This window comes from Robinsoniella sp. RHS, from assembly GCF_001029355.1.
GTDB classification, from domain to species: Bacteria; Bacillota; Clostridia; order Lachnospirales; family Lachnospiraceae; genus Robinsoniella; species Robinsoniella peoriensis.
Window position 1 is genome coordinate 201388 of sequence record NZ_JNGB01000016.1, and the last position, 26184, is coordinate 227571.

Sequence of the window (26184 nt, forward strand, 5' to 3'; positions counted from 1 at the left end):
CCGTATCCTCCTAAATTCGTCACCCCATACTGCCTGATTACCAAAGGGTAAATGGCGCACGGTTTACTGAGAAATTCTGATTGTAATAAGGATCACCCGCATCTACAACCGGGCCCCAAACAGAACGGAACTTCTCTACTTCTTTCTGGAAACGCGCCTGTTTTTCCGGCGTATCCTCGTAGCCTCTGGACTTGGATTCATAATGGTGCCACAGTGAAAAAGCATTATAAACAATCAGATACTTTTTCGCGCGCACTTTCATACAGAATTCCACGTCATTTAATGCTACTGCAAAATCTTCATTAAAACATCCAACTTCTTCAAAAACCTCACGGCGCACCATCATACATGCAGCCGTAACGGCACTATAATTACAGTTAATTACAGGGCGGAGCATAAAACCTAAGTCATCCTTCCCGATACCGGAAAAGACGTGTCCTGCAAATCCGCCAAATCCCAGTACAATACCGGCATGTTGAACCGTATCATCTGCAAACAGCAATTTCGCTCCTACGCATCCAACTTCTTCTCTCATACAGCAGCCCAGCATTTCACGAATGCCATCCGGACTGATTAATTCCGTATCGTTGTTTAAAAACAGCAGATAATCTCCTTTTGCATGCTTCACACCAAAGTTATTGATGGCGGAATAATTAAATCCGCTCTCCCAGGTAATCACATGAACATTTTTAAATTCCTGGGAAAGCTTCTCGTAATAGGAGAAAGTATCTTTCTTCTGACTGTTATTTTCCACAACAATAAATTCAATATTTTTATAATTACTTTTCTCCAGAATAGAGCGCACGCAAAGATCCAGATCTTTTGTATGATCTTTATTTGGTATAATAATGGAAACAAGGGGATCACCCGGCGTATGATATTTTACATGATTCATTCCCCAGAGATCCATTCTTTCCACATCCGCTTTAACTCCCACCCGTTTCAGGTGCTCTTCGATCGCTTTTCTTCCGGCTTCATATGCATACATTTTGCTTTCCGGATTCTCAGCAGTAGAATTGCTGTGCATTCTCCAATAATAAAGAATTTTAGGAACATGCTTGATCACTTTTGCCTTTTCGATGCACCGGAACATCAGATCATAATCCTGTGCTCCGTCAAATTCTTTACGGAATCCTCCCACTTCATGGAATATAGAACTTTTCACTACAAAGAGGTGGGTGATATAATTATGGGAGCGCAAAAGGTCAAGGCTAAAGTCCGGCTTCAGATTGGGATCCATATGTTCGGTCAAATCTGCATTTACCTTATCTTCATCCGAATATACAATATCTGTCTTCTTATCCTGCAGTGCCTGCACCATTTCACTGAGCGCATTGGGTGCCAAAACATCATCATGATCTAAAAGTGCTATATAATCACCGGTTGCCAAAGGGATTGCCCCATTGGTATTCTCAGATATTCCTTTATTACTGTCCAGCAAAACATATTTGATTCTGGCATCCTTTTTCGCATATGACTCAAATGCCTCTTCCAGTTCTTTATTTCCACAGCTGCCGTCTGCAATACATAACTCCCACTTTCCATAGGTCTGTGACTGTACAGATTCTATCATCTCATGGAGATATTTCAGCGGTGTATTATACGTGGGAACCAAAATACTGATCACTGGTTTATAGAGAAACTGATGCTTTCTCTGGCTTTCTAACTGAGCCTGTGTTGGAAGCTGAGCCTCAAACCAGTTCTGGTAAGGTGTTTTCGGTTTTACAGCTTCTGTGTCCGGCTTTTGCGGCATCATCTGCTTTGCCTTAAACTTGGCATAATTTCGTGCCGTACGCATTTTTTCCATCGCCTGAAAGCCTTTTGTCTGTCTCAGGGCATGCAGCTGATCCTGCAGCTCTTTTCCCTTGTCATGATAGCGATGGGCCTTTTCACGCAGCTCTGTCAGCTCTTTTCTCTGTGCTTTCAGATTTTTAACCATTTCTCTTTCATCCAGGATATCGATATGTCCCTGAATGGTAATGGAACGCAATTCTTTAAAGTTGCCATGGATGATATAAGCCGGGTCATAATCCCAGAAAACATCTCCATCTCCCTGATGGAATCCGTTCATAGGTTCTAACTGTGTCATACACTCAGAAATGATGTTATCTATTCTGCAGCAGCAGATTTCCCGTTCCAGAGGGTCCCACCTGAGCATACCGATATCTCCCGGATTCTCAATTTCAAAGGTAACCGAAAAACTGCCTTCTTTATCTAAATATAATTTCTGATGTAAGGACCGCTCCTCTGAAAAGACTTCTCCCCCGGAATAATACAAGGTGCTTACAAACTTTGTCTTTGGATGATAGTTAACTCCCAGACCGTCCCCTCTCAGGTCAATAAATCCCTGAGAAATAGAGCTGTACATCTCACGAATTGGTACATGTCCGCGAACTACATAATCCTGAAAAGATTTCTCCATCTCCAGATAAACCGGAATTTGGTCCGGACAGATACCTTCCTGCCGGTAATATTGTGTCAGATCATTCTTCGATATATCTTCATTTCCGTGTAAAAAATAATGAAGAACACGGAAAATCACAAAGTCTACCGGAATCGGAAAAGCAAAGGTCCATTCATAATCAATCAGATTCCAGCCTTTGCCCACCAGAATATTACCCAGTACCATATCGATATTGGATACCGGCATAGAATACTGATTCTCCGGAAGACAAGGATTGCCGAATATTTCTCTGAATTCTTCCGTCATCCGAAAGGGCTCTGTAGCACTTTCACGTATGATCTCAATATAGATATTCAGATACTTCATCGCTTTATCTTTTTTACCGGACTGCCAAAGTTGATGCAGCCCCTCTTCTAAAGTATACATCCCCTCCAGATATTCCAGTTCGACACCTTCTTCAGTCAATGCACAATGATTAACCGAAATCTTCGTACCATGAAACATCTGTGACAGTTCATCGTACCACCTCTTTATATTATTCACATGAGGAATTCCCTCCTCATAGCAGGGTACCTTACGGACCGTTTTTTTCTTATGTTCGTCAATCAGGATATCTGTACGAATATCAAATGCTTTACTTCTTTCATTTGAGAATTTGGAATATACCACTTTCTTCATAATAATTATTTGTTCCTTTCTGATTTGGCAAATTCAGACCGCAAAGCGGGGCATGCAGATGACGGGAATGAATTTTCAAACACGCTCTAAGATAGCCAGGTATGAATTGGAATACAACGGAAACAATCGGCTGTCTATCAAAGAATCAAAAACTTTTTCTTCATCGAATAAAAGGAGCCGTTCTCTGTCAAAATTCCAGATATTTGTATTCAATTCTCCTTTTTTCGGGAGATATTCATCTGAATATATTGTCATCGGAAGCTTGTAGTCCGGATATGGATAATAGAAATCCGCCTCAGCAAAACCAGCCTCTTTAAATATATCTTCCAGTTCCGGTTTGGAAAAAGTATGCACTCCGCTGGTATTGGGATAGTTTTCCAAGCCTTCAAAATAAGTTCCTACATGGTCTTCTCTACAGCCTGCCCAGTATTTCAGCCCCAAACGGTTTTCAATAGCAATAATCACTTTCCCACCTGGTTTTAAATGGCTTCCGATCAAACGCAAAAACTCTGTGTATGGTTCATCCGTTCCAATATAGCCTTCCGCATACTCAAATACACCAATCAAAGTTATATAATCAAATTTCTTTTCCAGACTTTTTTCTATATCCTGAAAATTTCCAACACATATATTAATATTGTCATAATGCCTGTTACGGTTAGCATTGATCAGGCTTCTCTTTTTGGACAGTTCTATGCAGGTAACTTCTTTTGCCCTGCGTGCCAATGCCCCCGTAATCGCTCCGCATCCGGAGCCGATTTCCAGAACCTCTCCCTGTTTATGAAACGGAAACCAGTCAATGATATTTTGTCTGATATGAGACATATGGTATAACACCGACCAATCCCTGCTGTCTGCAATTACCTGATTTAATTCCTCTTCTTCATAACGGCTTGCAATTTCCAGAAGCATATCTTCAATTTTGCCGTCGCTGTACAAATCTTCACCCGGATAATATTTATAATCCAGACGAACTTTTCCCACCTGTTCCTGCATTGTCAATCCTTTCCCCTTCCCGTATCGGATGTATCGTTATTCGAAGCACACATCCAGAGCATAAAGCCTGGATCTTCCACGCTCTAATTCAATAACGCAACTTTTGAATTCGCATCATAGAAACCAACTGTGTTCTTGGTCGATACGATTGTCAGATTGCATACCTCATACAGCCTGTGATGTACAACAAAATCTACCTGGTCATATCCCGTGCATCCAAGGGAAAGCATATATTCCCCGCCCTGCATATCCATACGCTGGGTAAATGCAATTTCCTGATACTCTCCCGGTCCTTTACTCTGTACATTTACTTTTTCAAATAAGCTGTTGGTTCCGGTAATATCTGTCCCTTTCAGATCGGTAATGGTAAATGCATAAATCGGATCATGAATCTTATCATGAAATTTCACACGCATCTGAATCGTGCACAAACTTCCTTTTTCAATGGTGTTGCTGGACATTCCTTTTTCATCTAATATATTAAATCCGATTATTTCGGCCTTCTTATCACCATATTCATTAATATGCGGATTCACATCAAAGGACGGATTCCATTCTTCCTGATTCTCTATATCCGATGCTAAAACAGGTTTTTTCTCCGGCACAACTTCCGTCAGCTTCCCTTGTGCATCCAGATCCAGTTGGTTTACCAGAACCTTCTTATACATGTCCACCATCTGTTTTGGCACGCCTTCTGCAAGCTTCTTGCCTTTGTTTAAAAGAATAACCCGGTCACAGTATTTGCTGATGCTGCTCAGATCGTGGCTTACCAGAAGAATCGTCTTCCCCATCTTCTTGAAGTCTTCAAACTTACGATAACACTTCGTCTGGAAAAATACATCTCCAACGGAAAGCGCCTCATCTACAATCAAAATCTCAGGTTCTATATTAATCGCTACTGCAAATGCCAGACGGACAAACATACCGCTGGAATAGGTTTTAACCGGCTGATGAATAAATTCACCAATATCCGCAAACTCCAGGATATCATCCATCTTTTTTTCAATCTCTTCTCTTGTGAAACCGATCATGGTTCCATTCAGATATATATTTTCAATACCAGTGTATTCCATATTAAATCCGGCACCCAGCTCCAACAAAGCCGAAATTCTGCCGTTTACCGTCAGGTTTCCGCCGCTTGGATTTAACACACCTGTGATAATCTTTAAAATCGTAGACTTACCGGAGCCATTGGTTCCGATAATACCTATCGTCTCACCTTTTATTACATCAAAACTGACATGCTGCAGTGCATAATGGTCTCTGGAAAGGACTTTTTTCTTGCTAAGGCCCAGTGATTCCTTCAACCGGTCGGAAGGCTTGTCATACAACTTATATATTTTCGTAAGGTCTTCTACCTTAATCGCTATTTCATCCATTTATTCTACCTCTTCCTACAAAACATCTGCAAAATGTACCTTTAATTTTCTAAAAAGCTTGGCACCTATTAAGAATATTACTGCTGTAAAAACCCAGAAATAAAGTGTCTGCCAGGGATGATTCCAAAAGCCTACTTTATCAATTAAAGCTTCGCGGTAGCCAAACACAATATAATACATTGGATTCAGTTTAAAGATCACTGCCAGTATCCCTGTTATGCGCAAATCCTCAAAATTCCACATAATCGGTGTCATCCAGACTCCTACCTGTAAAACAATATTGATAATCTGGGTTAAATCCCTGAAAAAAATAACAATTGCACTGGTTACATAAGACAGTGCCAATACCATTACAAACATACAGAAAGTATAATAAATAATCTGCAGAGCATAAAGGGTTGGATAGTGTCCCGACACCGTATACATAAAAAGAACCACTAAAATAAAGAACAAATGTACAAACAATGCAGATATTACTTTTACAACGGGAAGAATACTAATCTTAAAAACTACTTTCTTAACCAGATAGCTGTACTCGATAAAAGCATTCGTCCCATTGTTTAGTCCGTCCGAAAAGAAAAACCATGGCACCAGACCAGCAACCAGCCATAAAACAAATGGCACGTCCCGCACCGGTCCGGATCTTAATTTGGAAAATACAAACGCATATACAAGAACTGTTACAATCGGCTGGACAAATGCCCAGATAATCCCAAGATAAGATCCTGCATATTTCGTTTTAAAATCATTTTTTGCCAGCTGCATTACCAGTTTACGATTCTGGTAAAGTTCCGCCGGCAGGGAAAATATTCTACTTAACATTTAACTACCTCTATTATTTCTTCAGTGTCGCAATGCCGCCCCACTTCTGATCTTTGTCAGAAATAATGAGCTGCATATCAGCAGGAATCGGCCATTCAACCCCAATTTCAGAATCGTTCCATGCCAGTCCGCCTTCATCATTCGGATGATAAAAATCCGTACATTTATAAGCAAACTCTGCAGTGTCAGACAATACAACAAAGCCATGTGCAAAATTCTTCGGTATAAAAAACTGCTTTCTATTTTCTGCCGAAAGCACTACACCAAACCATTTTCCATAAGTTTTAGATCCTTCCCTTAAGTCCACGGCAACATCAAATACTTCGCCGGAAACAACACGAACTAATTTGTCCTGAGGAAAATTAATCTGAAAATGTAAACCACGCAGTACACCTTTTTTAGACATTGACTGATTGTCCTGAACAAATTCCATGTCAATCCCTGCTTCTTTATAGTCATTATAATTGTATGTCTCCATAAAATAACCACGTTCATCGCCAAAAACGGCAGGTGTAATCACTTTTAAACCTTCTATATCACATGTCTCTACTGTAATCTTACCCATTTTTTTACCCATTGTATATTGCAGGCAAGCCTGCAATACTGCCACAATAATACACTGAAAGAATTACATCGTGGCTTCCTTTCTGTATCATAATTTTCTTTCAGCCTTTACCTTTTTCATCTGCGTAAAAATCTTAATAATAAAATATATGGACTGCCGGAAATTTTACAGACCGTTTGCAATCTCCATAAGATACTGGCCATATTCCGTCTTGAGAAGCGGCTGAGCGAGTTCAATCAACTGCTCTTTGTTTATAAATCCTCTGCGGTAAGCAATTTCCTCAATGCAGGAAATATAAAGGCCTTGACGTTTCTGGAATGCCGCAACGAAATCTGCTGCATCCAACAGTGAATCATGGTTTCCGGTATCCAGCCACGCAAATCCTCTACCAAGGGTCTCTACATGAAGGGTACCTCTCCTTAAATATTCATTGTTGACACTGGTGATTTCGATTTCCCCTCTGGCTGACGGTTTTACGTTTTTCGCAATTTCCACTACATCATTGTCATAAAAATACAATCCGGGAACTGCATAGTTCGACTTTGGATGTTCCGGTTTTTCTTCAATAGATAAAGCTTTCCCATCTTCATCAAATTCTACCACACCATATTCTCTTGGATCTCTGACATAGTATCCGAAAATAGTAGCACCTTTTTCTCTTGATGCTACATCTCTTAAAATTTTAGAGAAACTCTGACCATAAAATATATTATCTCCCAAAATCAGCGCAACACTATCTTTTCCGATAAATTCTTCACCAACAATAAAAGCATCTGCCAATCCTCTGGGCTCCGTCTGTACAGCATAGGACATCTGGAGTCCCAATTGTGAACCATCTCCCAGCAAATCTTCGAAAACCGTAATATCCCTTGGTGTAGATATGATTAAAATTTCTTTGATTCCGGCCAGCATCAAAATGGACAACGGGTAGTAAATCATCGGTTTATCATAAACCGGCATAATCTGTTTTGAAATTGACTTTGTAAGCGGATACAATCTTGTTCCGGAACCGCCTGCTAATATAATACCCTTCATTCTATAATCCTCCTATTTAACGCAAACGAGCAGTGCCTTGGTACGGGCACTGCTATATGCTTTCTTATTTGTACATTTCTTGGTAATATTTCTGATAATCACCACTGGTCACATTTTTCATCCAATCTTCATTTTCAAAGAACCATTTGATTGTCAGCTTAATGCCATCTTCAAATTTCGTCTCCGGATACCAGCCGATTTCAGCTTTAATTTTATCCGGTGCGATTGCATATCGTCTGTCATGTCCTTTACGGTCTTCCACGTAAGTAATCAGATTTTCACTGACTAATTCTTTTCTTGGATCCCCTTCGGGCAGCATTTCCTGCAGCGTGTTCAGGATAATATGAATAATCTCTATATTCTGTTTTTCGTTGTGTCCGCCTATATTATAGGTTTCAAAAAGTCTTCCCTGTTCCTGAACCATATCGATTCCCTTTGCATGGTCTTCTACATATAACCAGTCTCTTACGTTCTTGCCGTCACCATACACAGGAAGTTTCTTGCCCTGCAGGGCATTGTTGATAATCAGCGGAATGAGTTTTTCCGGGAACTGGTAAGGTCCATAGTTATTACTGCAGTTCGTAATATTTGCCGGGAACTTATAAGTATCCATATAAGATTTTACAAGCATATCGGAAGAAGCTTTACTTGCGGAATATGGGCTGTGCGGATCATAAGGAGTTGTCTCATAGAAGAACTCATCCTCTTTTTCCAAGGAGCCGTATACCTCATCCGTAGATACATGCAGGAATTTTTTGCCTTCCTTAAAAGTTCCGTCCGGGAGCTCCCAGGCTGCCTTCGCCGCATTTAACATCACCAGAGTTCCTAACACATTTGTTTTAACAAATACTTCCGGGTTCTTAATACTTCTGTCTACATGGCTCTCCGCCGCAAAATGAACCACACGGTCAATATCATTTTCTGCAAAAATCTTCATAATGGCATCACTGTCACAGATATCAGCCTTTACAAAGGTATAATTATCACGGTTTTCTACACTTCTTAAATTCTCAAGATTTCCTGCATAGGTCAGACAGTCCACATTGATGATACGAATTTCGCTGTCATATTTCTTAAACATATAATGAATATAATTAGAGCCTATAAAGCCTGCCCCTCCTGTTACCAGATATGTTCTCACTTTTTATTCCTCCAAATTTTGTTTATAAAGCGCCAAAATGCGCTGTTTTGAATTGCGCTACGGGTATTATATCAAATATTGCAGGTTACAGCAAGGAATATTTGTTTTCGGCAATTTTTCACACAGTCTGCCATTATCTATCCCATTTCTGTTTTCCGTTTTTGATAAGTTACTCCGATTTTCTATCAGTACTCACTGATTTTTTCTTTTTATGATAAATAATAATAACTGCCAAAAAAACCACTCCCATCAGTGTACACAGCAGCCCTGCCTTAAGTCCTGGTGTAAAGTATCTTAATTCCACTACGTGCTTCCCCGTATTCAGTACAATACCACTATACATGGTATTCGTACGCAAAATTTCAGCTTTTTTACCATCCACATAAGCTGTCCAGCCTTTTGAGTACGGTATCGTCAGACAAAGAAGCTTTGAGGAAGCAAGGTCAATGGTACCTGAAATTTTGTTGGCAGCAAATTCTGTGTTTTCCAGATGGTCTGCTTTCAGTTCTCCTGCCTGGGCAGGGTAATTATCCATTGGCTGGCAGATAACTTTCATGTCTTTAAATGAATATTTGCCTTTATTTTTGAATTTCACTTTTATTGAGTTCAATGAGTCTTTACTATAGCCAAGGTTCACAGCATGGTCCCGTATTCCCTCAAAAGATCTTCGATCAGGTGACAGCAAATATAAATACTTGTGTATTCCATTAGCCCCTACGCTGACTAATGCCTTCGAATTACGCTCATTGCCTCCTTCAAAAAGCAGATCCTTAAAATAAAGATATGTTTCGGATGCTTCTGCTCCCTTAAATTCTATGGTCACGGAAGATTCCTTCTTCACTTTAAATACACCATCTTTGTATGTAACATTTTTAGAACACTTTACTTCAAATGGTATTTCCTTCTCCGTAAACTGCGGCTCTGCCTCATTCAGATCTGTAACCTTCTGCTCTAACACCGCTCCCTGCATCATCGCTTCCTGTCTTTTTAGAGGGCTCAGGCTATCAAACTGTTCCTTTGTTATATAGCCGGAATAGGTGTAACCAAAAGGAAGACTGTATTTATTTTTATAGATCTGATAATCAAGCCCATCCGTCTTTTCATCCGTATAGGTTTCATATCCATAGAATATATTATCGGATTTGCCCTTTTCCACTATCTCATATTTTACATTAGATAAAGTACCGAGCATTGCACGGTTATCCAGACTTTTATAGGAAAAGCTATGGTAAAAACGGTTGGCATTTTCACTTAAAGCATTGTATACGTTACTGTCAGACTGACTGAGGTAAAAACTGGTTCCGCTGACACCATTCAGCATTGCCATATTTCCAGCTGTAGAACTGGGGGACTGATCCAGAATTTCAAAGCGGTTAAACTCTTTGTCTCCTATCTTGTTCGCTGCCCCGGCCTGTCCATTTACCACTTCATGGTAAGCTTCTCCTCTTGTTACATAAATATCCAGATTACCCTTTCTCGGAAAATAATCCAGATTGCCATACACTGCTATACTGGCTACCGTCACAGCAAGTACGGCGAGATAAGACAGATTCTTTGGACTGCATTTTAGAATATTGTCTTTCTTCTTATTTAGAGATATGGCAGCTAATACTCCAAGGGTAATAAATAGTATAATCCACGATGGAACTAAAGATTTATCAATCCCCCTGTTTATCGTCAGGAGCAGGTAGATCAGCAGGTAACAAAGAATTCCTCCGGAAATGAATGCTATCTGCTTTTTCTTTAAACATAGTAAATCGGGCATCATTGTTGTCAGAATAAATGCCAGCAGGAGGCAGTACCCCCACTCCCATCTGTTCGAAGCATAAGAAAAACCATTCATTGCCCGTCCAATAATCGGAAACATAAAAAATACAGACAAAACCACAAACCCAATTGCCAGTTCTTTATGTTTTTTCCATTCCAGAATTAACAAAAATACTGCAGGTATTACAATAACCGCACAGCCAAGCAGCGTCCAATTACCGATCATTTTATTTGATAACAGATTAAATGGCAGCGCTTTATAATACTGGCTGTTATAAAAAAGTTGAAAAGCACGGTCTACACTAAATCGTTCACTGGACATTAACGCCAGTGCATTTGGCAAAAACAGAGCACACGCCATCAGCGCTCCGGTAATATAATACCCCGCAAAATTTCTAAGACACAAAAAGAAATTCTTGATCCTGTGCTCCTGGTATATGAAAAAAAATCGGATAATTGCATAAACTACAATTAATATACTTAACATATAAAAAAAGTAAAAATTACTAATTCCGGATATAAATACCATAGCAATAAAAAAATAGGGTTTTTTCTTTGCAAATATTTTTTCTATTCCAATCAAAAGCAGCGGCAAGTATATCATAGGGTTGATAAAAAACGGATGTCTCCCTGCTGTATACAGAGCAAATGTGCAAAAAGCATAGGTAAAAGCTCCGCAAAGCGTTGCAAAACGCCCCTTATTCATCATCCTGCAAAAAGCAGAAAATCCAATTCCTGCAAGATACATTTTTAAAAGAATTAAAAACTCATAAAGGTAATCCGCTTTTGATGCAGGAACAAAAACTGCCAACAGGTTGAGTGGATCCCCTATTGCATAGTAATTCAAGGTATTCAATACATCTGATCCATATCCTATATGCGGATCCCAAAGAGGTATAGACAATTTTCCTGTGGAAAATAATGTAGAAATAATACTTCTTAAATATTTTCCAAAATACGCCAGTGAACTGTAATGCTGATTCAGTCCGTCAACTTTCCAAATCATTGATTTCCCATCTAGCAGAAACCCAAGGAAACATGCAAAAGCAATTGCGATAAACAATATCGTATAAATTACATAATAATTGATACGTTGATTCCTCAAACTTTTGGAATCATATTTCTTTAACTTACTTACTATCCCATCCATTTCATAACCTCACTTCTAATATCTAATGCACACTCTTCTCTTTTGTAAGTAACTTTCAAATATCATAATTCTATCAAATTAATTAAAAACATGCAATCTGTCTTTTCCTTTTTAAGAAATATTAAGAAAAACTGCCGTGATTATTTATTCATTTTCCATCGCTTTCCCTTTTTGATTCCTATTAGAATAATCACACCTATCGCACTACAAAAAAGTCCAGCCTTAAGTCCTGGCGTAAAATATTTTAATTCTATTAAATGTGCTCCCTTGCCCAGCATAATTCCACTATACATGGTATTCGTACATAAAATCTCTGTTTTGTTACCATCTACATAAGCGGACCACCCTTTTGAATATGGAATGGTCAGACAAAGTAACTTTGGCGAATCCAATTCCATCGTTCCGGAGATTTTATTCGCAGCAAACTCTGTGTTTTGAAGATAATTTTCCTTTAATGCTTCTACGTGTCCAATATAATTATCCATTGGCTGGCAAAGCACTTTCAAGTCTTTAAAAGAATATTTTCCCTTATTCTTAAATTTAATTTTGATGGAATTCAATGCCTTTTTATTATATCCCAGATTAACAGCATGATCGCGTACCCCTTCAAAATATCTGCGATTTGGTGTTAATAAATATAAAAATTTCCTTATTCCATTTGCTTTTACACTGACAGATGCCATTGAATTGCCGTCACCTTTTCCATGATATAACAGACTTTCAAAGTAAAGATAGGTTTCAGAAGCATCCACTCCTTCAAATTCTATGGTTACCGTTGATGGCTTTTTCACCACAAACACTCCGTTTTTATAGGATATGTCTTTCGAGCATTTCATCCGAAACGGTATTTCACGTTCCGAAAATCGGGGGACTGCTTTATTGAAACCTGCCGGTTCCTGCTCCAGAACTGCTCCCTGCATCATTGCCTCTTGTCTTTTTAACGGACTCATATTCTCATACTCATCCTTAGTTATATAACCGGAATAAGTATATCCAAAAGGCAGGCTGTAATTGTTTTTATATATCTGGTAGTTCAGTCCCTCCGTATTTTTATCACTATAAGGTTCATATCCATAAAAAATATTATCTGATTTCCCCTTCTCAATTATTTCATATTTTACATTTGATAAAGTACCCAGCATCGCACGGTTATCTAGACTTTTATAAGAAAAACTGTGGTAAAAACGATTGGCGTTCTGGCTTAAAGCCCTGTATACATTACAGTCTGACTGGCTAAAATAAAAGCTGGTTCCAGCGACTCCATTCAGCATCGCCATATTTGTAGCCGGAGAATTAGAATCCTGATCCAGAATTTCAAATCGATTAAACTCATCGTCACCGATCTTGTTTGCTGCCCCTGACTGGCTGTTTGCCACCTCCTGATAAGCCATTCCTTTTGTCACATAAACATCCCAATTATTATTTCGCGGAAAATAATTCATATTACCATATACTACTATACTGGAAACCGTTACAGCAAAAACGGTAAAATAAGACCATATTTTCATCCTGTTTCGGCAAATCCTGCCTTTTGTGTACATCACAGATAATACTGCCAAAACAACAATTGTAATTACCACAATAATCCAGGAAGGTATCAAAGACTTATCTATACCTGTTTTTCTTGTTAGAAACAGGTATAGCATCAAATAGCAGACTAACCCGGATGACAAAAATATAATCTGCTTCTTCTTTAATTTTAATAAATCCGGCAGCATGGTTGTCAGTATGAATGCCAGTAAAAAGCAATATCCCCATGACCACCTGTTTGAAACATAAGAAAATCCATTCATAACCCGTCCAATCACCGGAGATAAAAAGAATGCAGACAACACCACAAAACCGATTACCAGCTCTTTATGTTTTTTCCATTCCCAAAACAGTAATAGTAATGCAGGTATTACAATAGCTGCACACCCAAATAGTGTCCAGTTCTTTATCATCTTATAAGACAGCAGATTAAAGGGCAGCGATTTATAATAATCGATATTATAAAACCATTGAAAAGCTCTGTCCACCTGAAAACGTTCACTGGACAATAAAGCCCGTGCATTGGGCAAAAATACCACACATGCCAGCAGCACCCCTGTCAGATAATAACCCGAAAAATTTCTCAGACACAAAAAGAAGTTTTTAACACGATGCTCACGATAAATGAAAAAGAATCGGATTACCGCATAGATTACTATGAGGATACTTAGCATATAGAAAAAATAAAAATTACTGATACCTGATATAAAAACCATACCTATAAAAAAGAAAGGCTTTTTATTTGCAAAAATCTTTTCAATTCCAATTAGCAGCAACGGCAGATATATCATTGGATTAATAAAAAACGGATGTCTTCCGGCTGTATAGAGTGCAAAAGCGCAAAATGCATATGTAAAAGTCCCGCAAAGTGTTGCGAATCTTCCTTTTTTCATCATTCTGCAATATGCAGAAAAGGCAATACCTGCCAGATACATTCTCAGGAATATCAAAAATTCATATAGATATTCCACTTTGGATTCCGGCACAAATACGGACAAAAGATTTAGCGGATCGCCAATGACATAATAATTTAAGGTACTTAAAACATCGGAACCATATCCTATATTAGCGTCCCAGAGAGGTATGGATAACTTCCCCGTTGAAAACAAAGAAGAAATAATACTTCTTAGATAATTCCCAAAATAAACCAGAGAACTGTAATGCTGATTCAGACCATCAACCTTCCAGATCAAGGATTTACCATCTAACAAAAAACCAAAAAAACACAAAAAAGCCACCGGAATAAACAGTACTGTATAAATCGCATAATAATGAAACCGTTGATTCCTTAAACTTCCGGAATCAGCGCTCCTTAACCCACAAAATATTTTATTCATTTCATAACCTCACTTTGGTATTCTCATTCTCCCCTATTTCTTTTCCTGAAATGTTAAGAAAAGGCTACCTTTCACAAAAGCCCCTGCTTCTGATTCCAATAGCCTTTCAAATCTCGTTAAAATTGTTGATATATAAATTCTGCTGCTGAATAGCCCGGACCATATATCCCGAATACTAATACTAGTATAAGTGCACCCAGATATATCATCCACCGGAAATACAGGTTCTGTCTTGCAATTGATTCCCGGATATGTATCCCTTTTTCCTGAAGATTTCCAACAATTAACATTACAATTATCATAAAAATCAAAACTAATATGTTATAAATAGATAATCCCAGATTTAAAAGCGTTCCATCGAATAACACCCAGGGATTAAATTCCGTGAATGTTCTCTTAATCATATCGACAGCAACTAAAAATGACAACCCTCTGGAAAAAAATCTTCCAAAGCTGCAAATCAAAAATGTACGGACCATCTGGAAAAACCGCCATCCAAAACACTCAGTGTTTACTTTGAATTTCTGCGCCACGCTGATATAAAATGGCTCCAGTAAAATACTGCTGACAATGATAACAGCATTCCAGAGTCCATATCCCACATATTTCCAGCTTGACCCATGCCAGACACCTACCAGCATAAATACAATAAACATGCTTAAAAATGTTGGCAGTTTTTTGCCAATATAATTACCAAGAATTTTTCTTGTAGCTTTCCCCAGCTTAGAAAACTGTTTTGACAGGGATAACGGATAAAATACGTAATCCTTCATCCAGCTTCCAAGAGTTATATGCCATCTGCGCCAGAACTCCGCAAGAGACCGAGCAAAATACGGGCGTTCAAAATTCAGAACCAGATCTATGCCAAGGATCTGTGATACTCCACGCGCAATATCCATACCGCCTGAAAAATCTGCATATACCTGAAATCCATACCCTGCTGCTGCGATAAACAGTAAAATTCCACCATAATTTTGATAATTATCAAAAATGGGATTCACAATTACAGCCAGACGGTCTGCTATTACCAGCTTCTTAATAAATCCCCATAGAATCAGCTGCGCTCCTTGTGTAACACGATTATACTCGAATTTATGGGATTCATAAAGCTGATGCGCCAGCTGATCATAACGGGCAATTGGCCCTTGAACAATCTGAGGGAAATAAGACATAAACAATGCAAATTTTGCTATATTTCCGTCCGGTTCATACTTCCCTCGATACACATCTACCACATAAGCAATAGACTGGAGTGTGTAGAAAGAGATTCCAAGCGGAAGCAGCAGATTCAATACCGGAATCTTAGCATTACTTCCAAACAATGAAATCACTGAATTCACATTTCCTGCCAGGAAGTTAAAATATTTCAAAAAGATCAGGATACCCAGATTCACCAAAACTGCGTAAAATAATATCCTTCTCTTTTTTGTAGTCTGTTTATTTTTATATTCTTTCTTTTCTTCCCTGCTGAGATTTTTCTTCTGTGCAGCCAGGTACTGGGAGGTTTGTTGATTTACCTTCCCCAGTAAACGTCCCGTCATAAAAGTTACAAGTGTTGTCAGAACTAAAAAAAACAGTAACTTTACACCTGAAAATGCATAGAAAGTATAGCTGGCAATCAAAAGCACGACCCACTGGTATTTCTTCGGTGTCAGAAAGTATGCCGTAAATACTACGAAAAGGAAAACCAAGAATGAGCCTGATACAAAAGCCATATTTTAATCCTCTTCTTGTAGGGAAGTGATCAGCTGAAGCATTGCTTCCACATTATTAAAGTTTTCCGGCATTAAATGTTCTACATTAATTTCAATATCGAATGCATCATTTAGTTCTCCTACCAAAGATACAATATCAAAGGAGTCCAGTACTCCATCGTCAATCAGCTTTGTCTCTGCTTCAAACTCTACATCGGGTCTCAATTCTGTCAAAATCTCCATTAATTCTTCTTTCATGCTATTTACTTCCTTTCTCTGTCTCAAATATTTTTTTTAATGAAATGCTATATCCGTCTTTATCTATATGTAAGCAGTCATCCTGCATTACAACGGAATCTTGTCTGGTACTCTCTCTTTCAATCTTGTACTTTTTCCAGGCATATGTCTTGCCTTCAAATTCAACTTTAGGGGTTCCAAGTGTTTTTAAGACACCATAATCCATCGTTCTGAGAAAGCGGCTTATCTGCTCCCCTGTCCACTGCAGGTCCAGATATCCTCCTCCCGGAACATTTTTATTCAAATTTATTTTGCTGTCGCCGGGAATTATCTGTTTTTGGTATTCGGCTTTATCCGTAAGCAAATCCACTAACACTTCCGTAAATCCTTCATAAGCAAGCCTATTCTGCAGACGCAGCAATTTTATGGAGGTCATGTCTTCTGTAACAGGTGTTTGTTTTTGAATCACAATATCTCCATCGTCTACACCGGGTGTCACACGATGCCAGGTTATACCGGCTTCCTGATCTCCTTCATAAACAGCCCATGCTTCGCCATTACGCCCTCTGTGACGTGGCAGCAATGCATGATGCAGGTTGATGATATTCAGATTACTGTTATCCACCACAGCAGCCGGAAATAAATATGGATTCATAATACTGAAAACCAACGTTTTCGTACCCCAGTTTCTCAGTTCATCCATTATCTCTTTTTTCGATTTTGTGGTATAGGATATATTATCCTTCCTGAAAGATTCCTGCACAATATCGCTGGCTTTCTCTCCTGTATCCCAAAAATAAACCGAAATATCTTTATTCATTTCCCGCACAAATGAAAGACATTGACCGGCGAGCTGGGTTGTTCCCACCACAATAATTTCCTTATAACAAATATTCATCTTATTCATTTTCCATATATTCCTTTTTTAACAATACGCGGTCAATCTTCCCATTTTTGTTAAGCGGCAATGATTCATAATATTTTAATTTATTCGGAAACATATATTTCGGGAGACTCTGACCCATAGATTTAAGAACATCTCTGTCACACTTTTCTCCCGCCTGATAAAACATAACAATTTTCTCTTTTATCTCATCATATATACAGCATGCCGCATCCAGAACCGGAAGTGCATTGGCTACTACTTCTATTTCACCAAGTTCAATTCTGTGTCCCATATGCTTAATCTGATAATCTTTTCTGGAAAGGAACATCAAATTTCCCTCTTTATCATATTTACCCAAATCTCCGGTGCGATAAATTATTTCCGGATAAACATTATTCAGTGGATTCTGGCAAAATGCCTCCCGGGTTTTCTGCGGATTATTGTAATATCCCAGTGCAAGAGAACTTCCTCTTACACAGATTTCCCCTGTCTCATCTTCCTTTGCCTGTTCATTTTTGTCATTCAGCAACAGGATACCGGTGTTTTCGAAGGGTTTACCTATTGGAAGGACCTCTTCATCCTGAAATGCTCTGTCTACCTTATAAAATGTACAGTTACATGTAATTTCAGTAGGACCATACAGGTTAACATACTGAACATCCGGCAGATAGTTCCGCCAATAGTTCAATACACGGTTCGGCATCACTTCACCGGAGAACATAATTGTACGCAAGTGCCGGGGTAATTCCTTATCAAGGGCTTTGAGATTCTGCACAATACGCAGGGCTGATGCAGCCCAGATTACTGTATTCACCTTCTTCTCATTCAAATATGTAATCAATTTTCCAGGAAATGAAAACATTACTTTCGGAATAATATACATAGTCGCTGCATTTTTAAGTGTAGAATAAATGTCTTTTACCGACACGTCAAAGTCAAATGGCGCCTGATTTCCAAAGATACAATCAGGACCAAAATGAAACTCATTGGCAAAATTGTCAACCAGATCGATTACGGAGTGGTGGCCTACCAATACGCCTTTTGGTACACCGGTGGAGCCAGATGTAAAAATAGAATACAGGGGATCCGTATCCAGCCCCGCTTTTCTGATTCTCGCCAGTTCTTTTTCATTAACAGGCTGGCAGCTTAATTCCCCTAAGGCATAGACCTTACATTCATATGGAACATCTGATAAATTTTTTCTCAACTTTTCTGGTGCTATTATTATTTCAGGCAATAAAGTTTCCAGAATCAGTTCAATACGCTTAGCAGGCATTGTCCCATCTACCGGAACATAAAAATTGCCGCTGTAAACCACAGACATAAACGCAATGATACTGTCAACATCCCTGTCAATTAAAACAACGACAGGCTTACCTGTTCTGTTTCCCATTTCTTCTGTCAATCGGCTTCCTGCCGCTTTCGCCTGCTCTTGTAATTCTCTATAGGTAATACTTTTTAATTCATCTGAAAATGCTTTTTTCTCCGGATACTGCAGTGCAGCGTTCTCCAGAAAATCCAAAATATTCCTCTGCATTATGACCTCCCTGATCAAACATGATTCATACTACAATAACATATTTTTAATATATTTGCAATATTTGTAAATCATTTTCCTCATGCAAATGAATAATTAACCATTAATGATTTTTTGATTATAATCAAAAAACGGGTGCAGAAGTCTGCGCCTCCTACACCCAATGTCTTTGCTTTTTAAATTATCCTTTTATATCTACGGATTTTTCAATTATTACAAATATATGACAAAAATATTACAATTCCTTGTTTTCGTCTGTTTCTTTCTGATCTAACCTGCGCCTTCTTCTGCGCCTGTCTTTAATAATACGACGCTTCCTTCTCCTAATGGTCAAAATTGTATATCCAATTACCAGTATTAGAATGACTATTCCAATTATTATACACATAGGAACGAAATCAGATATATAAATAACATGTATTTTATGATTTTCCTGGATATTTACAAATTTATACGAATCCTGAAATTCACTCCTGCTGACAAGTCTGCCATCCACCAGAATTCCTAATAATACGGCATCTTCTTTTGGTTGATATTCCACCTTGAAGCCTGTATCCCGGTATACCTTCGCGGCGCCGTCACTTATCTTTCCGTTGGTCACCTTTGTAGTAATTTCAAAAGTAGGTATTTCCTTAAATTTCACCTCGATACTATGCTGATCCTGTACATTCTCAAAAGTATACTCTGTTTCATGGCCTTTAATGTCAATCGCTTTTCCATCCACTACTATTGACTCTAATTCATAATGCTCGTCCGGCTGGTAGGATACTGTATAACTCTTATCCCGATATACGGATTTTGTCTTATGTATAGTACCGTTCGTAACCTTTGTGTCTATTTTATATTTTGGTATTTTTGAAAATTCTACAGAAATACTATGATCTTCATTCACATTCGTAAAGGTATATTCTGAAGGATATTTTTGAATATCAACTTCTTTTCCATCTACTGTAACGCTTTTCACCTCATAATTTTTATTCGGCTGGTAGGTCATTTTGTATTCCCCACCTGGTTCTACCTGAGCATTGCTTTCACTTACGGTGCCATTCTGCGCTTTCGCTTCTATATTATATACAATCGGAACGGTTGCTGAATAAAACCGGATTCTTCTGGGGGAAGCAACCCCCGTACTAATAATAAATTTTCCGGGTTCCACCATACAGATATCCTCTGCTTCCCGCTTCTCTTCATAATCTGCAAAATCAATATAATACCTGCCTAACAATTTTCCCTGAGAAATGGAATAGACCTGTATATAATTATTCACTCCGGAACTCAATTCATATGATACACTGATAATATAATCTCCCGAAACACAAAAGTCCTGAAACGTGGTTCCTGTCGTACGTTTCACACCTTCAATTTTAGATAAGATCTTGAAATCTGCATCCGTTACCAAAAAAGAATATCCTCCGGATCGTCCCATCTGTAATATATACTGGTTCGTCTGAGGATTATAATCAACTCCCGAAAAAAATATCTCTTCATCTAATATTTTTATCGTTCTCTTATATTCCAGCGTATCTGCATCTGCTACCATAAGACTTCCAAAGTTATCCGGATTATCGGGATTTCCTGTAGCAATGTACAATTCATTTGTATTGGGATTAAATGTCATCCCGTTTCCGTGTTCATAGTCCGTCACTCTGGTATGACGTGCATAACTGTATTGTGGTACAGTATAACCATCTTCATCTTTATCAGTCTTATAAAACGCTATCAGCGTATCCGGTTCCCCTTTTTGTCCGTTTTCCAAACACACCAGATACTTATCCGTAGCGCACATTGCCTGTGTCCATCCATTCTCATCCACAACAGAAGCTTCATGATCGTACTCCCACTGTATGCCGTCAAATCCATCCGGACTTTTCAATGTAGCCGCAAAAACGTTCCTTATGGGATATAGCAGAAAGACAATCACTGCTATCCCAAAAAACAAACCTAGCAATCTGCCTGTTTTGTTACTTAAAATCATTTTTTCCCCTTTAGTTACATCCTTTTCTAAATGACCTGCTTAATCCGCATCATTTATTTAATCTTCAGTTACGCTTCCCTGTCCGCCAACCTTCTTCGATATCAAATATCTTGGTCTTCCCTTTACCTCTTCATAAATCTTAGAAATATAATAACCAATGATACCCAGACTCATCATAATGATACTGCCAATCAGCAATATTAACAGGATTACAGTGGTAAATCCCTCCACAGCATGTCCTGAAAAATATTTATACAAAGATTGAATTCCAAGAAAAACACCCAGGAAAAACACAAAAACCCCTGCTACTGTTACAAACTGCATGGGTGCTGTCGAAAAAGCCACAATATTTGTAACTGCATATTTTATCAAAGACCAGGTAGACCACTTAGATTCCCCATCGATTCTTTCATGAACATCAAATTCTACCGTGGTTCCCCTATATCCTACCCAGGAAGACAATGCCCGGAAAAATGCATTTCTTTCCGGCATATTCAGCAGAGAATTAACCGCCTTGCGATCCATCAGTTTATAATCCGATGCCCTGGACATATCAATCTTTACTGCACGTGACATAATCTTATAAAACATCCCCGCACTGGCCTTGTGGAGTACACTCTCCCTGCCTCTGCTTTTTTTAACACCTTCAACAATTTCATACCCCTGTTCCCACAGATGGTACATTTCTACCAGAGTCTCCGGCGGATGCTGCAGGTCACAATCCATCACAACACAACAATCCCCGCCAGCATTGGCCAGCCCTGCAAATATTGCAGATTCTTTTCCAAAATTTCTGGAAAAATGAATTCCAATGATGTTTTCTTTTTTCCTGCTCAGCTTTTCTATTTCATTCCAGGTTTCGTCCTTTGATCCATCATTTACAAAAACAATTTCATAGACTATATGTTCTTTTTCCAGTACTTTTCCAATCGCTTCTGCCGCTTTTGACACCATGCGTTCCTCATTATACGCTGGAATAACTACGGATAATAAAGCCATAATATTATATTCCTTTCCAAATTTAGTTATTTAGCATTTGGATTAATATTACACCAAAAAATTGGCATCGTCAAAGAATTTAACATTAATTTTTCTTAAGATACCCTTTTTGGATGTTCATTTCCATTTTTATATGCTATACTGACTATATTATGAAAAAACAATATCAAGGAGAAGAATTATGAAAGACACAACACTGGTAATCATGGCTGCCGGAATCGGAAGCCGATTTGGAGGAGGTATCAAACAACTGGAACCTGTTGGACCAGCTGGTGAGATCATCATGGATTATTCGATACATGATGCCCTGGAAGCCGGATTTAATAAAATCGTATTTATTATCCGAAAAGATCTGGAAAAAGACTTTAAGGAAATCATCGGCAGACGTATCGAAAAAATTGCTGATGTATCCTACGCCTTCCAGGAATTAGACGATCTTCCTGAAGGATTTACCAAACCTGCTGACCGGACAAAGCCCTGGGGAACCGGACAGGCAATACTTTGCTGTAAGGGTTTGCTCAATGACCCATTTATCGTTATCAATGCAGATGACTATTATGGAAAAGAAGCATTTGTAAAAATTCATGACTATTTAGTAAACTGGGCTCCTGTCCCCGGTAAGTTTAATTTCTGTATGGCAGGCTTTATATTAGGCAATACATTAAGCGACAATGGAGGCGTAACCAGAGGCGTTTGTAATATTGACCAAAATTACCATCTCGTAGATGTAGATGAAACTTCGGACATCATCAAAACAAAAGAAGGTGCTGCGATCTGTTTGGAAGACGGTACACAAAAACCAATTGATGCCAAGAGTTATGTTTCCATGAATATGTGGGGCTTTACACCGGATTTACTGGACGAGCTGGAAACAGGTTTTGCAGAATTTCTCTCCGGCATAAAAGAAGGTGATTTAAAGAAAGAATACCTGCTTCCGATTATCGTTGATCAGATGATCAAATCTGGCAAAGCCCAGGTAACTTTATTAGAAACAAATGATAAATGGTTTGGTGTTACATATAAAGAAGACAAAGATACCGTAGTAGCATCTTTCCGGAAACTGATTGCAGACGGCGTTTATTCAAACCCTTTATTACGGTGAGCAACGAACCAAATAGATACGCTTACGGGAACAGTTGGTGACTGCCGTGAGGATCACACCCCTGTTGCAATGTAACAAATTTTATGCCCCGTTGCCTTCGGCGGGGTTTTTGACTTTAGGAGTGATTTAATGAAAAAATCAAAATTAGCAATATCTCTTATTTTGAGTATTTCACTTTCTACCATGGCTCCGGCAGACACTGTTTTGGCTGCCGGTACGCCGGAAAGCGTCAATATTCAAAAGCAAAAAGCTTCTGCTTCGCAGATTGCTGAAAACGAATCTGAAACATTAGCAAACAATAACAAAGATAAAATATCAAACAATAACAATACCACAGATAAAAAAAACAACTTAGAAAATAACAGTGGAGCTGAAATGAACAGCGAAACTGAAGTAACGAATACATCAGATGAATCCGATATATCGGAAGAAAACATAACGACTACAGAAGCTCCGTCAATGAGTACAGAAACACCGGAAACTGATTTACCAACTTCTGCAGAGACTTCCGCTCAGACGGAACCACAGACAATTACCGAGCCACAATCTGACACAATATCAGAGCCTCAATCAAACAAATCCGGCTCATTGAAGAAGAAATCCAATCGTGCTGGTAAAAAGGAATCCGAAACAGAGAAAATTCCAGATCTGGATTACGTGCTTGGAAGACCCATGACCCAGGAAGAACTGGATCAGCAGCAATCCATGGCTCCCCAGCTGATAACGCTTCCATCCTTTGGCATGCCCGCCTTAAATGCAAATAGCGGCACTGCTCCCCGAGCCAGGGCATCCTTTCCTTCTTATTACAGCAGCCGTGATCTGGGATTTGTAACGGGCGTGCGGGATCAGCGGCCATGGGATACCTGTTGGGCATTTTCTTCCCTCGCCTGCGGTGAAACATCCTTATTAAAAAAGGGGCTTGCTACATCATCCCTGGATCTTTCCGAACGGCATCTGGCATACTTTTTCTATAATACGGCGAATGATCCTCTTAAACTTACACTCAATGACAGAAACCTTCCTATATCTCCAAACCTAAACTATCTGGAGACAGGTGGTAACAATTTATTTACCATATTTACCCTGGCCAAATGGGTAGGTGCAGCCGATGAATCGGTAGCTCCTTACAGCAATGATCCATTCAAATTTCCCGGCGGCTTAAATTCCGATTTAGCCTATTCTGATAAAGCACATTTGCAAAATGCATATATTATCCCATCGGCTTCCATGGATGACATGAAATCACTGATTCTGTCCCAAGGTGCCATCGCAGCAAATTTGTACATTGACCCCAATAATTACTTTAACTATTATAACCCAAATACTGCTTCCTATTGTTATGTGGCAAAAGGAGCTGTAAACAGCCAAAACCATACAGTAGAAATTGTTGGCTGGGATGATAATTATAAGAGAACGAATTTCCTTTCCGGAAAGCAGCCATCCCGCAATGGTGCATGGCTTGCCAAAAACAGCTGGGGCAGCAACTGGGGGAAAGAAGGCTACTTCTGGATTTCTTATGAAGATGCTTTTATTAGCAGCGGAGACGGGGATGCAACAGGTGTTGCATTTGATTTTGGATTAGTCGATAACTATGATCACAATTACCAGTATGATGGATCCAGCGGAAATTCCTATAACATGTATAGTGGAACCACTTCCGTTTCTAATGTTTATACTGCCATGGGGAATGCTAAGGGAGCGGATGAACTTTTAGAAGCCGTATCTTTTGCTCATTATACTCCCGGTGTAAATTATTCGATTCAGATATATAAAAATCTCAAAGATGCCTCCAATCCAACCAGTGGTACAAAAATGTTGTCGAAGCCGCAAAAAGGAGTAAGTCAGTACGCCGGTTATCAAACAATTACGCTGGATAAGCCGGTAACACTGTCTAAAGGAGAAACCTTTGCTATTGTAATTCAATTAACACCCCCCGGCGATTCCCCGTTGTATATTTTCATGGACCGCACATATACCAATGGCTCCTGGGTGAGATTTATTTCCACCTCAAATAAAAATCAAAGTTTTATCCAAAAGGATTCCGATAAAACCTGGCAGGATGCACATAGTATGGCCGGTTCCAAAGGTGATACGGTACGTATAAAAGCATTTACATCTGATCTGAAAACAGTTTCACCTAAAAATTTATCATTGAAAGCAAGTAAAACATCTACTTATGTAGGCAGAGAGATCAGCATAGATGCTGCATTTTCCCCTAAGAAAAGCACGGTTTCTTCTGTCACCTGGAAGTCATCTAATTCAAAAGTTGTCAAAATAACTTCTTCCGGTGGTAAAAAGGCAACTGCTGCTGCCGTTGGATATGGAAGCGCTAAAATAACAGCAACCACATCAAATGGTCTGTCAAAAAGTATTACCATCAAAGTAACCCGGCCGAATTTTGAAAAGGTCACTGCCAGAGGATATAAAAGTATTAATTTGAGCTGGTATAAAGTGTATGGTGCAAAAGGCTATGCAATTTATCGCAGTACAAGCAAAAATGGCACCTATAAAAAAATAGCTACAATTAAGAACCCCGGAACAACCACTTATATCGATAAAGGGCTGACCACAGGACGAACCTACTACTACCAGCTCCGCTCTTATAAGGTATCCGGTGGCAAAAAAGTATACAGCAACCGCTCCTATATCAGTTCCTGTAAGCCGGCTCCACAGGCTCCCAAATTAAATGAACTTACCCTATCAGGCAGCTCTAAAGCAAAAGTAACCTGGAAATCTGTCTCTGGAGCCAGCGGCTATCAGGTATACCGCAGTAACGCTAAAAACGGTGAATATAAGCGCGTTCGAACAACTACCGGCAAAACAAGTACTACTTATTATAATAATCTGATAGATAATGGAACGTATTATTATAAAGTGAGGGCTTACAGGGTTGTGAAGGGTAAGAAAGTATATGGGGCATATTCAGTGGTTAAGAGTATTACAAAATAAA

17 protein-coding genes and 1 pseudogene are annotated in these 26184 nt (G+C 39.0%); 3 read left to right on the forward strand and 15 right to left on the reverse strand.

Annotation, left to right across the window (positions count from 1 at the left end; genetic code table 11):
- Window positions 1-37 precede the first annotated feature (37 nt).
- On the reverse strand, window positions 38-3082 hold the full coding sequence (locus RHS_RS30665) for a glycosyltransferase family 2 protein (RefSeq protein ID WP_395021894.1): 3045 nt from the start codon (window positions 3080-3082) through the stop codon (window positions 38-40).
- Here RHS_RS30665 and RHS_RS30670 point away from each other — a divergent pair.
- A pseudogene (locus RHS_RS30670) lies at window positions 3060-3131 on the forward strand (hypothetical protein); the annotation flags it as partial. The gene RHS_RS30665 and the pseudogene RHS_RS30670 overlap by 23 nt on opposite strands.
- Before the next feature lie 26 nt (window positions 3132-3157).
- On the opposite strand, the gene RHS_RS09310 reads toward RHS_RS30670, so the two are convergent.
- From RHS_RS09310 to RHS_RS09375, 14 genes are all read right to left on the reverse strand, one after another.
- Window positions 3158-4078 (reverse strand): bifunctional 2-polyprenyl-6-hydroxyphenol methylase/3-demethylubiquinol 3-O-methyltransferase UbiG, encoded by a 921-nt coding sequence (locus RHS_RS09310; RefSeq protein WP_027296817.1) that lies wholly within the window; start codon window positions 4076-4078, stop codon window positions 3158-3160.
- An 83-nt stretch (window positions 4079-4161) separates the two neighbouring features.
- Window positions 4162-5457, reverse strand: a complete 1296-nt coding sequence (locus tag RHS_RS09315) for an ABC transporter ATP-binding protein (RefSeq protein ID WP_047833014.1) — start codon at window positions 5455-5457, stop codon at window positions 4162-4164.
- A 15-nt stretch (window positions 5458-5472) separates the two neighbouring features.
- Entirely contained in the window at window positions 5473-6279 is an 807-nt protein-coding gene (locus RHS_RS09320; RefSeq protein ID WP_027296815.1) for an ABC transporter permease, read from the reverse strand.
- A 13-nt stretch (window positions 6280-6292) separates the two neighbouring features.
- Window positions 6293-6844, reverse strand: coding sequence for a dTDP-4-dehydrorhamnose 3,5-epimerase (rfbC, locus tag RHS_RS09325; RefSeq protein WP_047833035.1), 552 nt, complete (start codon window positions 6842-6844; stop codon window positions 6293-6295).
- A gap of 165 nt (window positions 6845-7009) precedes the next feature.
- Window positions 7010-7879, reverse strand: coding sequence for a glucose-1-phosphate thymidylyltransferase RfbA (rfbA, locus tag RHS_RS09330; RefSeq protein WP_027296813.1), 870 nt, complete (start codon window positions 7877-7879; stop codon window positions 7010-7012).
- A gap of 64 nt (window positions 7880-7943) precedes the next feature.
- A complete protein-coding gene (rfbB, locus tag RHS_RS09335; protein WP_027296812.1) occupies window positions 7944-9020 on the reverse strand; it encodes a dTDP-glucose 4,6-dehydratase in 1077 nt (358 codons plus the stop codon).
- A gap of 169 nt (window positions 9021-9189) precedes the next feature.
- Window positions 9190-11937 carry a YfhO family protein gene (locus RHS_RS09340; protein ID WP_047833015.1) on the reverse strand — a complete coding sequence of 916 codons (2748 nt, stop codon included), beginning with the start codon at window positions 11935-11937 and terminating at the stop codon, window positions 9190-9192.
- 140 nt (window positions 11938-12077) lie between these two features.
- A complete protein-coding gene (locus RHS_RS09345; RefSeq protein ID WP_047833016.1) occupies window positions 12078-14804 on the reverse strand; it encodes a YfhO family protein in 2727 nt (908 codons plus the stop codon).
- A 116-nt stretch (window positions 14805-14920) separates the two neighbouring features.
- Entirely contained in the window at window positions 14921-16519 is a 1599-nt protein-coding gene (locus tag RHS_RS09350) for an MBOAT family protein (protein ID WP_044296669.1), read from the reverse strand.
- A gap of 3 nt (window positions 16520-16522) precedes the next feature.
- The gene (locus RHS_RS09355; RefSeq protein ID WP_044296670.1) at window positions 16523-16756 is read right to left on the reverse strand and encodes an acyl carrier protein; all 234 of its coding nucleotides are present in this window, start codon (window positions 16754-16756) and stop codon (window positions 16523-16525) included.
- A gap of 1 nt (window position 16757) precedes the next feature.
- The gene (locus RHS_RS30675; RefSeq protein ID WP_377139529.1) at window positions 16758-17642 is read right to left on the reverse strand and encodes a formyltransferase family protein; all 885 of its coding nucleotides are present in this window, start codon (window positions 17640-17642) and stop codon (window positions 16758-16760) included.
- Entirely contained in the window at window positions 17635-19158 is a 1524-nt protein-coding gene (locus RHS_RS09365) for an amino acid adenylation domain-containing protein (protein WP_044296671.1), read from the reverse strand. The genes RHS_RS30675 and RHS_RS09365 overlap by 8 nt, the downstream gene beginning before the upstream one ends.
- A 235-nt stretch (window positions 19159-19393) precedes the next feature.
- Window positions 19394-21133, reverse strand: coding sequence for a hypothetical protein (locus RHS_RS30680; protein ID WP_395021898.1), 1740 nt, complete (start codon window positions 21131-21133; stop codon window positions 19394-19396).
- A gap of 57 nt (window positions 21134-21190) precedes the next feature.
- Window positions 21191-22132, reverse strand: a complete 942-nt coding sequence (locus RHS_RS09375) for a glycosyltransferase family 2 protein (protein WP_047833017.1) — start codon at window positions 22130-22132, stop codon at window positions 21191-21193.
- 181 nt (window positions 22133-22313) lie between these two features.
- Here RHS_RS09375 and RHS_RS09380 point away from each other — a divergent pair, with 181 nt between their 5' ends.
- The gene (locus RHS_RS09380; protein WP_047833018.1) at window positions 22314-23234 is read left to right on the forward strand and encodes a sugar phosphate nucleotidyltransferase; all 921 of its coding nucleotides are present in this window, start codon (window positions 22314-22316) and stop codon (window positions 23232-23234) included.
- Between the two features lie 129 nt (window positions 23235-23363).
- Window positions 23364-26183: a lectin like domain-containing protein gene (locus RHS_RS09385; RefSeq protein ID WP_047833019.1), complete on the forward strand. Its 2820-nt coding sequence runs from the start codon at window positions 23364-23366 to the stop codon at window positions 26181-26183.
- Window position 26184: the final 1 nt, after the last annotated feature.

What these genes read in the sequence shown, in the direction of transcription:
- RHS_RS30665 (WP_395021894.1), bottom strand. Translation starts at nt 3,082, where the DNA reads ATGAAGAAAGTGGTATATTCCAAATTCTCAAATGAAAGAAGTAAAGCA.
- RHS_RS09310 (WP_027296817.1), bottom strand. Translation starts at nt 4,078, where the DNA reads ATGCAGGAACAGGTGGGAAAAGTTCGTCTGGATTATAAATATTATCCG.
- RHS_RS09315 (WP_047833014.1), bottom strand. Translation starts at nt 5,457, where the DNA reads ATGGATGAAATAGCGATTAAGGTAGAAGACCTTACGAAAATATATAAG.
- RHS_RS09320 (WP_027296815.1), bottom strand. Translation starts at nt 6,279, where the DNA reads ATGTTAAGTAGAATATTTTCCCTGCCGGCGGAACTTTACCAGAATCGT.
- rfbC (WP_047833035.1), bottom strand. Translation starts at nt 6,844, where the DNA reads ATGGGTAAGATTACAGTAGAGACATGTGATATAGAAGGTTTAAAAGTG.
- rfbA (WP_027296813.1), bottom strand. Translation starts at nt 7,879, where the DNA reads ATGAAGGGTATTATATTAGCAGGCGGTTCCGGAACAAGATTGTATCCG.
- RHS_RS09340 (WP_047833015.1), bottom strand. Translation starts at nt 11,937, where the DNA reads ATGGATGGGATAGTAAGTAAGTTAAAGAAATATGATTCCAAAAGTTTG.
- RHS_RS09345 (WP_047833016.1), bottom strand. Translation starts at nt 14,804, where the DNA reads ATGAATAAAATATTTTGTGGGTTAAGGAGCGCTGATTCCGGAAGTTTA.
- RHS_RS09350 (WP_044296669.1), bottom strand. Translation starts at nt 16,519, where the DNA reads ATGGCTTTTGTATCAGGCTCATTCTTGGTTTTCCTTTTCGTAGTATTT.
- RHS_RS09355 (WP_044296670.1), bottom strand. Translation starts at nt 16,756, where the DNA reads ATGAAAGAAGAATTAATGGAGATTTTGACAGAATTGAGACCCGATGTA.
- RHS_RS30675 (WP_377139529.1), bottom strand. Translation starts at nt 17,642, where the DNA reads ATGAATAAGATGAATATTTGTTATAAGGAAATTATTGTGGTGGGAACA.
- RHS_RS09365 (WP_044296671.1), bottom strand. Translation starts at nt 19,158, where the DNA reads ATGCAGAGGAATATTTTGGATTTTCTGGAGAACGCTGCACTGCAGTAT.
- RHS_RS30680 (WP_395021898.1), bottom strand. Translation starts at nt 21,133, where the DNA reads ATGATTTTAAGTAACAAAACAGGCAGATTGCTAGGTTTGTTTTTTGGG.
- RHS_RS09375 (WP_047833017.1), bottom strand. Translation starts at nt 22,132, where the DNA reads ATGGCTTTATTATCCGTAGTTATTCCAGCGTATAATGAGGAACGCATG.
- RHS_RS09380 (WP_047833018.1), top strand. Translation starts at nt 22,314, where the DNA reads ATGAAAGACACAACACTGGTAATCATGGCTGCCGGAATCGGAAGCCGA.
- RHS_RS09385 (WP_047833019.1), top strand. Translation starts at nt 23,364, where the DNA reads ATGAAAAAATCAAAATTAGCAATATCTCTTATTTTGAGTATTTCACTT.